This is a genomic window from Serratia sp. GW822-FHT06D09 (assembly GCF_058799515.1).
Window position 1 is genome coordinate 235,195 of record NZ_JBXALO010000003.1, and the last position, 12,281, is coordinate 247,475.

Here is a 12,281-nt window from a genome sequence, read left to right on the forward strand (position 1 = left end):
GGCGTCTTTAATATGGCTCCTCTGACTGGACTCGAACCAGTGACATACGGATTAACAGTCCGCCGTTCTACCGACTGAACTACAGAGGAATCGTGTGAACGGGGCGAATAATAGCGGGGTGATGCGGGCTTGTAAAGCCTGAAAACGCCTTGCCGTTTCGTTTGCTGCAAGATTATTCAACCTGCTGCTTTTTATGGCTTTTATTGATGCTCTGCTGCGCAATGGTTCAGGAGCGGCCATGAGCTGCACTCCGCGTGCTTCACGCTGGTGCAAACCTTCTCCGTTCTGGGTCGTCCATCGCAGGGAGGCATTGAGCACCAGCATCATTTTTTCTTATTTTTCCGGCGATTAGTTGACGGCTTCTCTTATTTCGTCGGTCTGGCCCGGATCTTGCTGCCGTTCTGTCAACGCAGTTCAGCGGCATGACGGAGGCAATATGAATTTCAGACGTCTGAAGTATTTTGTGAAAATCGTCGATATCGGCAGCCTGACCCAGGCGGCGGAGGTGCTGCATATTGCGCAGCCGGCGCTCAGCCAGCAGTTGGCCACCCTGGAAGGGGAGCTGAAACAGCAACTGCTGATCCGCACCAAGCGCGGCGTGATGCCGACCGAGGCCGGAAACATCCTGTATGCCCATGCACAGACCATTTTGCGCCAGTGCGAACAGGCGCAGAGCGCGGTCAACAGCGCCGGCCAGGCGATGAGCGGTCAGGTGTCCATCGGGCTGGCGCCGGGTAGCCTGGCATCACAGTTGGCGCTGCCGCTGTTGCAGGCGGTACGCGATCAGCATCCGGGTATCTTACTCAGTCTGAATGAGAACATCGGCTCTACGCTCGCCGGACAGGTTGCCGGTCAAAGTCTGGATATGGCGGTGATCTACGGTGCCAAAATGCCTGCGGGCCTTCAGGCCACCGCGCTGATGCGAGAAGATCTCTATCTGGTGGCGACGCGTGCGGTGCCGAACCCGGGTAACAGCGTTGATCTGCTGGACGTTGCGCGCCTGAATCTGTTCCTGCCGCGCGAAGGTGATGTGGTACGCACCCAGGTGGATGAAGCCATGGCGGTGCGCAAGCTGGCCGCCAATGTGATTGGTGAAATCGAGTCCTCCAGCACCTTGAGCGCGGCCATCGCCAGCGGCCTGGGGGCCACCATTTTACCCGAATCGGTGGCGCGGGCGATGATTGGCCCGGCCAAGGCCTGGATGGCTCGAATCAACGCTCCGTCGCTTAGCGTGCCGCTGTCGCTGTGCATTTCCGCACAGCACTCCCTGTCGGCGCCGGCGTTGGTGGTGAAAGAGATCCTGCTGTCGATCGCCGCAAGCCGCAGTCAGGAAAAACGCGTGTTGGCGTTGGTACAATAAATCACGACAGGCTTTCCCGCTTAATCTCGGCGATGGCGGGAGCCGCCGGCAGCGGTTTTGGCGCCGGTGGCGTCGGGTTTTCCTCTGGCCGCGACAGCGCCAGCGAGAAACCGAAGGTGTTGACGCCGTCGAGACTGTGGACGAAGGCATCCCCCTGGTGCATCAGCGCAATGGCGCGGACGATGGACAGCCCCAGCCCGTGGTGCATGTCGCTGCGAACGCGCGAAGAGTCGACGCGGTAGAAGCGTTCAAACAGCCGGCTCAGGTGCTCGGGGGCGATGGTTTCGCCCTGGTTGGCAACGGCGACGACGGCAAATCCCCGCTGCTCCTGCAGCAGTACCGAAACGGTGCTGCCCGCGACGGCGTGGCGCGCACTGTTTTCAAGCAGGTTAGCCAGCGCGCGATGGAACAGCCGCCGGTCAACCTGCGCCCGCACTTCTCCGGAAATCTCAATGGTCAAATCGTTTTCCATAAACGAAGGTTCGACGTATTCCGCCGTTTTCAGAGATTCTTCCCGCAGCGACACTTCGCTCAACTGGGTAGCATATTGCCCGGCCTGAGCGTGGGACAGGAACAGCATGTCGTTGACGATCGAGGTCATGCGTTCCAGCTCTTCCAGGTTCGACTGCAGCAGTTCTTCCAGTTCCTGTACGCTGCGTTCACGAGCCAGCGCCAACTGGGTTTGACCAATCAGATTGGTGAGCGGGGTGCGCAACTCATGCGCCACGTCGGCGTTAAAGCTCTCCAACTGCCGCCAGGCCACTTCCTGGCGCGCCAGCACGCCATTGAAAGACTCCGCCAGGTTGCGCAGTTCGGCCGGTAAGGTGGCGCTGTCCAGCCGCTGGCCGGTTGTGCCGGGCACCAAGCGGTGCGCCTGTGCACTGAGATTGAGCACCGGCCGCATACCGAAGCGCGAGATGGCGTAGCCGAGCAGGGCCGCCAGCCCAATCCCCAGCAGCGAAATCACCACCAGCGCCTGGGTGAACTCCCTCAGCGTGCCCATATAGGGGGCAGAATCAATCGCCACCACATAGCGTACCTCTGGACGAGCGCCCAGCGGCGGCAGCGTTGCGATCAGCATATACAGCGGGCAATCGCCGTCAGGATTGGCGGCAGTGGCGAAACCGTCCGGCAGTTTTGACCAGTGGGTACCCGGCGGTGGAGCACCGCCGAAGCGATAGCGCGGATCCTCGCTGATCACCCAGTATTTCACCTGACTGCCTTCACTGTTGGACAGGGTATTGAGCTTTTGTTGCACCATTGGCCAGTCGCGAGCAGTCCCTTTGGCTTCGATAAAGGGGGAGACCAGCGAATGGCGAAAGTGCAGCTCGTTGTGCATCTGGTTTTGTAACGAGGTCAGCAGCGAACTGCGCAGAAACAGCGCCAGCACCAGCATGATCAGCGCCATGGTCAGCGCGAACATCAATGCCATCCTGCTGGAAATGGAAATTTTCATCAGGCGATTATCCGTGGCGCATCGCGATGCAGCGGACGATTTTCCAGCACGTAGCCCATGCCACGCACCGTGTGCAGCAGCTTTTGCGGATAGGGGGAGTCGATTTTGGCGCGCAGTCGCTTAATCGCCACTTCAACCACGTTGGCGTCGCTGTCGAAGTTCATGTCCCAAACCTGTTCGGCGATCATCATTTTGGACAGTATCTCCCCCTGATGGCGAGCCAACAGGCTGAGCAGGGCAAATTCTTTGGCGGTCAGATCGATACGCTCCCCGCCGCGGGTCACTCGCCGCGCCAGCAGATCCACGTGCAGATCGTCGATTTGCAGTTGGGTGACGTCAATGCCGTCGCTGGTGCGACGGCGCAATAACGCCTGGATGCGGGCGACCAGTTCAATCAGCGAGAACGGCTTGGGCAGATAATCATCCGCGCCGTGGCGCAGGCCCTTGACGCGTTCGTCTACCGAACCGCGGGCAGACAGCATCAACACCGGCGTCTGTTTGCTGGCGCGCAGGCCTTCCAATACCGCATAGCCGTCTTTGCCCGGCAGCATCACATCCAGGATCACCGCGTCATAGTCCTGCTGCACCGCCAGGTGCAAGCCCTCAATGCCATCGCCGGCGACGTCTACGGTGTAGCCCAGTTCGCTCAGTGCGCGGTTAACGTAGGACGAGGTTTTTTCTTCGTCCTCAACCAACAGTAATCGCATGGCCACTCCCGTCATTATCACCTGATGATTAATTAATCATGAAACCCGCCACCTTGCCACAAGACATCATGTTCAGTGATGAGTTTATGACAGTCATGTGGTCGTGAAGCTGACGGCTGGCTGACATTTTTGTCAGCTAACGCCGCCGTCGGATAAAAAACGCGTTAACTGACACGAATGTTATCTGCGGGTCACGTTGAGGTCAGTTTGCCGCTCGTACAGTAACCTTTGGCCGCTTTGTGGCGCGCCGCGCAACCCTTGACCCAGCATCTAAAAGGATACGAACTCATGAGCCTCAAAATCGCCTCTCTTGCTGTCGGCGTGGTGGTGGCCGCTACTTCGCTCTCTTTGTGGCTGGTGGTGGCCGCTCGCGATACGCCGCCAACTGCGCCGCCATCACCGCCACGGGTCGGGGTGGTAACGCTGAAAAGCGAACCTATACCCCTGACCAGTGAACTGCCGGGACGGGTTGCCGCCTTTCGCAATGCGGAAGTGCGGCCACAGGTCGGGGGCATAGTGCAAAAACGCCTGTTTACCGAAGGGGAGCAGGTCAAGGCGCAGCAACCGCTTTACCAAATCGACCCGGGGCTGTTTCAGGCGGAATACGATCGCAGCAATGCGGCCTTGGCGCGAGCGCGGGCACAGCTGCGTACCGCCGCGTTGTTGATTCAACGTTACCGGCCGCTGGCAGAGAGCCGGGCCATCAGTCGTCAGGTGTATGACGACGCCGTAGCCGCTCATCAGCAGGCGGTGGCCGACGTGCAGTCTGCGGAGGCGCAGTTGGAAACGGCACGTATCAATCTGGTTTATACCCGGGTGCTGTCACCCATCGACGGCATTATTGGACGTTCGCTGGTGACCGAAGGGGCGCTGGTGACGGCGCAGCAGGCCGAGGCGGTGGCGGCGGTGCAGCAGATAGATCCGATTTATGTGGACGTGACCCAGTCCAGCGTCCAGCTTTTGCGGTTGAGAAGTGCGCTTGAAAGCGGCGCGGTTGCGCAGGCCGACGGCCCTCAGTCTGCGGCGGTCACTCTGACACTGGAAGACGGCTCTCGCTATGCCCACGGCGGCAAATTGCAATTTTCAGAAATCACGGTGGATCGTTCCACCGGCTCGGTGGTGCTGCGCGCGGTATTCCCCAATCCGGAACGCAAGCTGCTACCGGGCATGTTTGTGCGAGCCCGGCTGTTAGAGGGCATGGCCGCGCAAGGGGGGCTGCTGGTGCCGCAGCGGGGCATTACCCGCAACCCGCGCGGTGAAGCGACCGCCCTGGTGGTGAACGAGGCGGGCAAGGTTGAGCTGCGCGAACTGACCACCGAACGGGCGATGGGGGACAGTTGGCTGGTGTCGACCGGGCTGGCGGCGGGCGATCGGGTGATTGTCGAAGGCGTGCAGCAGGTCAGGCCTGGCGCACAGGTCAATGCGGTGGAGTGGGCTCCGGCTGCCACAACGCTGTTAAGCAGCACTCGTAAGGAGCCGGCGCATGGCTAAATTCTTTATCGAGCGCCCGGTGTTTGCCTGGGTGCTGGCCATCATCATGATGCTGTGTGGCCTGCTGTCGATTGCCAATCTGCCGGTGGCGCAGTACCCAAGCATCGCACCGCCCACCGTCAGCATTCAGGTCAACTATCCCGGTGCCTCGGCGAAGACGGTGCAGGATACGGTGGTGCAGGTGATTGAACAGCAGATGAACGGTCTCGACAATCTGCAATACATTTCCTCCGAAAGTAATTCCGACGGCAGCATGAGCATTGCGTTGACCTTTGCGCAGGGCACCGATGCCGATACCGCGCAGGTACAGGTGCAAAACAAGCTGGCGCTGGCACAACCGCTGTTGCCGCTGGAGGTACAGCAGCAAGGGATCCGCGTCACCAAGTCCACCGCCAACTTTATGATGGTAATGGCATTTGTCTCGACGGATGGTCGCATGACCCGGCAGGACCTGGCGGATTACGTCGCCTCCTATGTACAGGATCCGATCAGCCGCACCAACGGCGTGGGGGACTTCCAATTGTTCGGTGCGCCTTATGCGATGCGCATCTGGCTGGATCCTGCTGCGCTGGTGAACTACAGCCTGACCGCCACCGACGTCAGCAATGCGATTCAGGAGCAGAACGTTGAGGTTTCATCCGGTCAGTTGGGGGGACAACCGGCGTTGCCCGGCCAGGAACTGAATGCCACGGTAATTGGCCCCTCACGCTTGCAGACCCCGGAGGAGTTCGGCCAAATCCTGCTGAAAACCGATCCGGACGGTTCGCGGGTTCGCCTGGCCGACGTGGCGCGCATTGAGCTGGGCGCGCAGAACTACGCGATTGATAGCTACTACAACGGCAATGCGGCGGTCGGGCTGGGCGTGCGTCTGGCAACCGGTGCCAATGCGCTGCAAACCGCGCAGGCGGTGCGTGCCACGCTGGCGGAGCTGAAACCCTTCTTCCCACCGGGAATGGAAGCCGTGGATGCCTATGACACCATTCCATTCATTAGCCTGTCGATCGAAAACGTGGTGCGTACGCTGGTGGAAGCGGTTGTGCTGGTGTTTGCGGTGATGTACCTGTTTTTGCAGAACTTCCGGGCCACGCTGATCCCGACACTGGCGGTGCCGGTGGTACTACTGGGGACCTTTGGCGTGCTGGCGGCCTTCGGTTACTCGATCAATACGTTGACCATGTTTGGCATGGTGCTGGCGATTGGCCTGCTGGTGGATGACGCCATCGTGGTGGTGGAAAACGTCGAGCGGTTGATGCATGAGGAGGGGCTTTCACCGAAGCAGGCAACCCGTAAATCGATGAGCCAGATCACCGGTGCCTTGATAGGCATCGCCATGGTGCTGTCGGCGGTATTTGTGCCGATGGCGTTTTTTGGCGGTTCAACCGGCGTGATCTACCGGCAGTTCTCCATCACCATTGTCTCCTCGATGGTGCTGTCGGTGATGGTGGCGGTGGTGTTTACCCCGGCGCTGTGCGCTACGCTGCTCAAGCCGGTAAAGCCGGGAGAGCATGCCGCACGCAAAGGTTTCTTTGGCTGGTTTAACCGCCGCGTCGAGTGGGCCAACCGCAGTTACGCGGCTTCGGTAATGCGCGGTCTGGGCCGCCCGCGTCGGCTGATACTGATTTATCTGGTGATTGCCATTGCCACCGGCTGGCTGTTTACCCGCATTCCGACCTCGTTCCTGCCGCAGGAAGATCAGGGCATGTTGTTCGCGCAGGTACAGGCACCGGCCGGGGCCACCGCAGAACGGACGCAGGCCACCTTGCGCGGTGCCACGGAGTACCTGTTGAAAATGGAGAAGGACAGTGTGCGTTCGGTGTTCGCTATCTCCGGGTTTAACTTCGGCGGGCGCGGGCAGAACGTCGGCACCCTGTTTATTCGCCTGCATGACTGGGACCAACGGCCGGACGCCTCGCAAAAGGCCGACGCGGTCGCCGCCCGCCTCAACGCCATGTTCGCACGCGACTTTCGCGATACCCGTATCTTTGTGGTTTCGCCCCCGGCCGTACGTGAATTGGGCAACGTGGCGGGCTTTAACTTCCAACTGATGGATCGCGGCGGTATTGGGCATCAGCCATTGCTGGCTGCGCGCGACAGGTTCCTTGCCGCTGCCCGGCAGAGCCCGGTGTTGAACAACGTGCGTGCCAACGGTCTGGAGGATGCGCCCCAGTATGAACTGCTGATCGACCGCGAGAAGGCGCGGGCGCTCAGCGTGCCGATCACGGAGATTAACCGCACGCTGTCGCTGGCCTGGGGCTCGGGTTATGTGAACGACTTTATCGATCGCGGTCGGGTGAAGCGGGTTTATGTGCAGGGAGATGCCTCGTCACGCATGCTGCCGCAGGATCTGGAACAGTGGTTTGTGCGTAACGACAACGGCGATATGGTGCCGTTCTCCGCCTTTGCCAGCGCCGAATGGACCTACGGTGCGCAGAAACTCAATCGGTACAACGGCGCACCGTCGTTTAACCTGCAGGGCGAACCGGCGGCGGGCTTCAGCTCCGGCGACGCGATGGCAGAAATGGAACGCATTGCCGCCACCATGCCGCCCGGCGTGGGCTACGACTGGACCGGACTGTCGTTTGAAGAACGGTTGTCCGGCGCCCAGGCACCGGCACTCTATGCGATTTCACTGCTGGTGGTCTTCCTGTGTCTGGCGGCGCTGTATGAAAGCTGGAGCGTGCCCAGCGCGGTGATGCTGGTGGTGCCGCTCGGGGTGATTGGCGCGGTGGTGGCCACGTTGCTGCGTGGGCTGGCCAACGACGTTTATTTCCAGGTGGGGTTGCTGACCACCGTCGGGCTGGCGGCCAAAAATGCCATTCTGATCGTGGAGTTCGCCAAGGCGCACTTCGAAGCCGGCGCCAGTCCGGTAGAGGCGGCGGTGCAGGCCGCCAGACAGCGGCTGCGGCCGATCCTGATGACCTCGCTGGCGTTTATTCTCGGCGTAGTGCCGCTGGTGATTGCCAGCGGGGCGGGCTCCGGCAGTCAGAATGCCATCGGCACCGGGGTGATCGGCGGCATGCTGACCAGCACCTTCCTGGCCATTTTCTTCGTACCGGCATTCTTCGTCATCATGCTGCGGCTGTTTCGGGTGAAACGGCTCAGCGAACGCCGCCGGGCAGAGGATGAAGCGGAGATAACTGCCCCGGCGCCGGGAGCCGAGCCATGATAAAACTTTTGGCTATCATGCTGGCCACTGCCACCCTGACGGGCTGCTCGTTGACGCCGGACTATCAACGCCCCGCTGCGCCGGTAGCGCCAGCCTATCCGGATTATGGCGTCGCGCAGGTCGACGGAACGGCAGCGGCTATCGGTTGGCGTGAGTTTTACCGCGATCCGCTGCTGCAAACGCTGATTACGCAGGCCCTGGCGAATAACCGTGACTTGCGCATTGCGGCGCTGAACGTGGAGGCGGCTCGCGCCAGCTACCGCATTCAACGGGCAGATACGCTGCCCACCCTGGCGGCCCAGGGCAGTGGTTCGGTACAGCGTACCCCGGGCAGTCTGTCCGCAGGCGGGCAGTCTGCGGTGGGGCGCAGCTATCAGGTCGGGGGAGCGCTGTCGTGGGAGCTGGATCTGTTCGGGCGGCTTCGCAGCCTCAACCAGCAGGCGTTGGAATTGTATTTGGCACAGGATGAAACCCGGGCCGCCGCGCAACTGGCGCTGATCGCCGAAACCGCCAACGCTTATCTTACGCTACGCGCCGATAGCGAACTTCTGGCGCTGGCGCAGGAAACGCTGAGCTCACAGCAGGCGGCCTTTGGGCTGGTGGAACAAAGCTTCCAGCTCGGTGTGGCGACCGAACTGGATCGCAGCCAGGCGGAGGTTGGGGTACGGACGGCGCAGCGTGATTTGGCTCAGTATCGGCGTCAGGTTCGGCAGGACACCAATGCCCTGACGCTGTTGGTTGGGCAGCCGTTGGGCTCGGCGATGAGTTCGCGTCTGGCGCAGGCCAGCACCTTGCCGGACGATCTGTTGCCGGAAACCATTCCGGCCGGGCTACCGGCAGATTTGCTGACCCGGCGGCCGGATATCCGAGCGGCAGAGCATCAGCTACGCGCCGCCAATGCCAATATCGGCGCGGCGCGGGCGGCGTTCTTTCCGACCCTCAGCCTGACCGGTTTCGGCGGCACGGCCAGCGCCGGCCTGGACGGTTTATTTTCTGCCGGTTCCGGTGCCTGGAGTTTTGTGCCGCAGCTCTCGCTGCCTATCTTCTCCGGCGGCTCTTTGCGTGCGGGATTGGATCTGGCGGAGGTGCAAAAACGCATTGAGGTGGCGCGTTATGAGCAGGCGATACAACAGGGATTTCGCGAAACCGCCGATGCGCTGGCCGGTCGCGACACGCTGGATGAGCAAATCCGGGCGCAAACGCAGTTGGTGGCGGCCAATCAACGCGCTTACAGCCTGTCGCAGCAGCGTTTTCAGCAGGGCGTGGATAACTACCTGACCGTGCTGGATTCCCAGCGTTCCCTGTATGCGGCGCAGCAGGTGTTGGTCGATACGCGCCTGGCGCGATTGACCAATCTCGTCGATCTTTACCGTGCGTTGGGCGGCGGGTGGCGCGAATAAGGGGTTTGCCAACAGGCGCGGCCTTCACCGCGCCTGACGTGGTTGCCGGTTAGCTGAGCTGGTAACGGCTGTCCGGCCGTGCGGCCGCCGGTAAATCCGTTTCGTCGTTCATTTCGCGCAGGTTGATCTCAATCGCGTTGCACATGGCATTCAGTGGCAGGTCATTGGCGGCGGTGCCGAACGGATCTTCCAGTTCCTCTGCCAGCGAGTCCAGCGAGATGAAGGTGTAGGAGATAAACACCGACACCAGCGGCGTCATGTAATGCAGATCCGGCACCAGCGCGAAAGGCAGCAGGGTGCAGAACAGGTAGACCGTACGATGAACGATCAGGCTGTAGGCAAAGGGGATCGGCGTATTGGCGATGCGTTCGCAGCCGCCGAGGATCTCCGACAGCCGGTTGAGGTTTTGGTCGATGCTGTGAAACAGCATGTCCGACAGCTGTGCCGATTGTCGTTTTTCGCCCAGCCATTGGCCCATCATCAACAGCAGCCGGTTGCAGGGGGACATGCTGTTTTCTATCGCTCGCAGATCGACGTTGGGCAGCAGCCGTTGCAGGTCGGCGCTACTATCGGTGCCGCGCAGCTGGTGTTTCAGGCAGTAGCTGAACGCGATCAGCAGGGCGGCAAACTCGCGCGCCGCCTGATCCTGCTGCGGTAGAAGACTCTTGATCTGGCGCAGCAGCGAGCGCTCAACGATCAGCAGGCTGCCCCACAGCAACCGCGCCTCGGTGAAACGCGCATAGCTGACGCTGTTGCGGAAGCCGAGAAAGATAGCGATCGCCACGCCCAGCAGGCTGAAAGGCGCCAGGGTCAGTTTGACCCCCAGATGTTCGTACCATTGAAAACACAGCACGGCGACGATGGACATCGCCACGTTAAGGCTGAGGCGAAACAGAATTTTGGATAGCACTGAACCGTGCCAGACGAAGAGCCGCCTGAACCAGTGTTGCTGAGGTCTGACAATCATATGTGTGGTGATGTCTGGGGAATGAGAGCCGCTGTTGTAACAGATTTGCGGTCGGTACATCAACGATCTGAGTATGAAAAGTTAAAAAGCCCGCCGAAGCGGGCCCAGATCCTTCATCATCAGCGGAACGGCGGCTCGTTAAAGGTACGCAGCTTGCGGGAATGCAGGCGATCGCCCTCGGCGCGCAGCAGGTCGATAGCGCAGATACCGATCTGCAGGTGTTCCGAAATGGCCCCTTCATAAAAGCGGTTGGCCTGGCCGGGCAGCTTGATTTCACCGTGCAGCGGTTTGTCGGACACGCACAACAGCGTGCCGTAAGGCACCCGGAAACGGTAGCCTTGAGCGGCGATGGTGGCGCTTTCCATATCTACCGCGACGGCGCGGCTGAGGTTAAAACGCAGCGCCGAAGCGGAATAGCGCAGCTCCCAGTTGCGATCGTCGGTGGTGACCACGGTGCCGGTGCGCAGGCGTTGTTTTACCTCTTCGCCGGGCATGCCGCTGACCATTTTGGTGGCGTCATACAGCGCACGCTGTACTTCGGCAATGCTGGGGATCGGGATATCTGGTGGCAGCACCGAATCCAGCACGTGGTCGTCCCGCAGGTAGGCGTGCGCCAGCACGTAGTCGCCAATCGACTGGCTTTCGCGCAGGCCGCCGCAGTGGCCGATCATCAACCAGGCGCTGGGGCGCAGCACCGCCAGATGGTCGCAGATGGTTTTGGCGTTGGAGGGGCCGACGCCGATATTGATCAGCGTGATGCCCTGGCCGGTGCGCGAGATCAGGTGGTAGGCCGGCATCTGGTGGTTTTTCCAGGCCAGGTCGGAGACCGCCTGATCCGGTGCGGTGGTTTCCGGCGTGATATAGATGCCGCCGGCGCTCGACAGCGCAATATAAGGACTGGCCGGATCGGCTATTTCGGCGCAGGCCCAGCGGACAAACTCATCCACATAGCGGGTGTAGTTGGTGAACAGCACGAAGGGCTGAAAATGCTCCACCGGGGTGCCGGTGTAGTGCCGCAGCCGCGCCAGCGAAAAGTCGGCGCGCAGGGCGTCGAAGTGCGAAAGCGGGAAGGTGCTGGTGGCGTGAAACAGGCCATCGGCAGTCTCATCGCCAATTTGCGCCAGCTCGGTGGTGGGGAAATGCTGCGCCAGGCTGGCGCTCATCGACCGATCCAGCATCAGGTTTGAACCGTCGATCACGTAAGGGAAAGGTATTTCCTGCTGTGACGGCCGCACTTCGATATGCGCATCGTACTCCCCGGCCAGCATGGTCAACTGTTCGGTCAGATAATGGCGGAACAGGTGCGGGCGGGTGATGGTGGTGGTATAGCAACCGGTGTGGGTGAAACGGCCATAGGCGCGGGTTTTGGTTTGACCGGGCGATTTCCCGTCCCAGCTGACGCGCAGCTCAGGGTAAACAAATAGCCCTGCCGCGCGGGTCTGCGCATCGGGTAGGCTGCCATGGCTGATAAAGTCACCGACCGCCTGGCGCAGCGCCTCGACCGAGGCGACATACAGCGCTTCCAGTTGTTCGACTGCCTGAGCGGGGGTGAGGCCGGTGCCGGATTGCTGACTGCTCATACTCTCTCCTTGGTTCTCCCGGCTATGCGGCGGGGAGGCATACGGATGCCGATATCAATTCACAGCAACAGGTTAGCCGAAGATGGGCGCAAAAGCTTTGGAGAAACGGCAGGGGGCGAATAAATTCGCCCCGAATAACGCGGACGCCGCATGC

General features: G+C 61.0%; 8 protein-coding genes and 1 tRNA gene. 4 read left to right on the top strand and 5 right to left on the bottom strand.

Annotated elements, in window-relative coordinates; genetic code table 11:
* Nucleotides 1-13: 13 nt before the first annotated feature.
* Nucleotides 14-89, bottom strand: a tRNA-Asn gene (locus AC1RKG_RS08800).
* Between the two features lie 347 nt (nt 90-436).
* Between AC1RKG_RS08800 and nac the strand changes: the two genes are divergently transcribed.
* Nucleotides 437-1,360, top strand: a complete 924-nt coding sequence (gene nac, locus AC1RKG_RS08805; RefSeq protein ID WP_122079815.1) for a nitrogen assimilation transcriptional regulator NAC — start codon at nt 437-439, stop codon at nt 1,358-1,360.
* Between the two features lies 1 nt (nt 1,361).
* Here the strand turns inward: nac and AC1RKG_RS08810 are convergent, their stop codons facing one another.
* Together AC1RKG_RS08810 and AC1RKG_RS08815 are read right to left on the bottom strand one after the other, a co-directional pair.
* Complete coding sequence (locus AC1RKG_RS08810) at nt 1,362-2,819, bottom strand: heavy metal sensor histidine kinase (protein ID WP_493183014.1); 1,458 nt, start codon at nt 2,817-2,819, stop codon at nt 1,362-1,364.
* Nucleotides 2,816-3,523 carry a heavy metal response regulator transcription factor gene (locus AC1RKG_RS08815; protein ID WP_020827675.1) on the bottom strand — a complete coding sequence of 236 codons (708 nt, stop codon included), beginning with the start codon at nt 3,521-3,523 and terminating at the stop codon, nt 2,816-2,818. Before AC1RKG_RS08815 ends, AC1RKG_RS08810 begins: the two co-directional genes overlap by 4 nt.
* 288 nt (nt 3,524-3,811) lie before the next feature.
* On the opposite strand from AC1RKG_RS08815, the gene AC1RKG_RS08820 reads away from it, so the two are divergent.
* The 3 genes from AC1RKG_RS08820 to AC1RKG_RS08830 are packed head-to-tail and all read left to right on the top strand — an operon-like array spanning nt 3,812 to nt 9,580.
* Entirely contained in the window at nt 3,812-5,014 is a 1,203-nt protein-coding gene (locus AC1RKG_RS08820; protein WP_337047862.1) for an efflux RND transporter periplasmic adaptor subunit, read from the top strand.
* Nucleotides 5,007-8,180, top strand: coding sequence for an efflux RND transporter permease subunit (locus tag AC1RKG_RS08825; protein ID WP_493182764.1), 3,174 nt, complete (start codon nt 5,007-5,009; stop codon nt 8,178-8,180). The genes AC1RKG_RS08820 and AC1RKG_RS08825 overlap by 8 nt, the downstream gene beginning before the upstream one ends.
* The gene (locus AC1RKG_RS08830) at nt 8,177-9,580 is read left to right on the top strand and encodes an efflux transporter outer membrane subunit (protein ID WP_493182766.1); all 1,404 of its coding nucleotides are present in this window, start codon (nt 8,177-8,179) and stop codon (nt 9,578-9,580) included. The genes AC1RKG_RS08825 and AC1RKG_RS08830 overlap by 4 nt, the downstream gene beginning before the upstream one ends.
* Nucleotides 9,581-9,629: 49 nt before the next feature.
* On the opposite strand, the gene AC1RKG_RS08835 is transcribed toward AC1RKG_RS08830, so the two are convergent.
* Nucleotides 9,630-10,547 (bottom strand): bestrophin family protein, encoded by a 918-nt coding sequence (locus AC1RKG_RS08835; protein WP_041415501.1) that lies wholly within the window; start codon nt 10,545-10,547, stop codon nt 9,630-9,632.
* A 119-nt stretch (nt 10,548-10,666) separates the two neighbouring features.
* Nucleotides 10,667-12,127 carry an AMP nucleosidase gene (locus AC1RKG_RS08840; protein ID WP_046373160.1) on the bottom strand — a complete coding sequence of 487 codons (1,461 nt, stop codon included), beginning with the start codon at nt 12,125-12,127 and terminating at the stop codon, nt 10,667-10,669.
* Nucleotides 12,128-12,281 lie beyond the last annotated feature (154 nt).

Excerpts from the sequence above, each read along its gene's own strand:
- nac (WP_122079815.1), top strand. The coding sequence starts at position 437 with ATGAATTTCAGACGTCTGAAGTATTTTGTGAAAATCGTCGATATCGGC.
- AC1RKG_RS08815 (WP_020827675.1), bottom strand. The coding sequence starts at position 3,523 with ATGCGATTACTGTTGGTTGAGGACGAAGAAAAAACCTCGTCCTACGTT.
- AC1RKG_RS08820 (WP_337047862.1), top strand. The coding sequence starts at position 3,812 with ATGAGCCTCAAAATCGCCTCTCTTGCTGTCGGCGTGGTGGTGGCCGCT.
- AC1RKG_RS08825 (WP_493182764.1), top strand. The coding sequence starts at position 5,007 with ATGGCTAAATTCTTTATCGAGCGCCCGGTGTTTGCCTGGGTGCTGGCC.
- AC1RKG_RS08830 (WP_493182766.1), top strand. The coding sequence starts at position 8,177 with ATGATAAAACTTTTGGCTATCATGCTGGCCACTGCCACCCTGACGGGC.
- AC1RKG_RS08835 (WP_041415501.1), bottom strand. The coding sequence starts at position 10,547 with ATGATTGTCAGACCTCAGCAACACTGGTTCAGGCGGCTCTTCGTCTGG.
- AC1RKG_RS08840 (WP_046373160.1), bottom strand. The coding sequence starts at position 12,127 with ATGAGCAGTCAGCAATCCGGCACCGGCCTCACCCCCGCTCAGGCAGTC.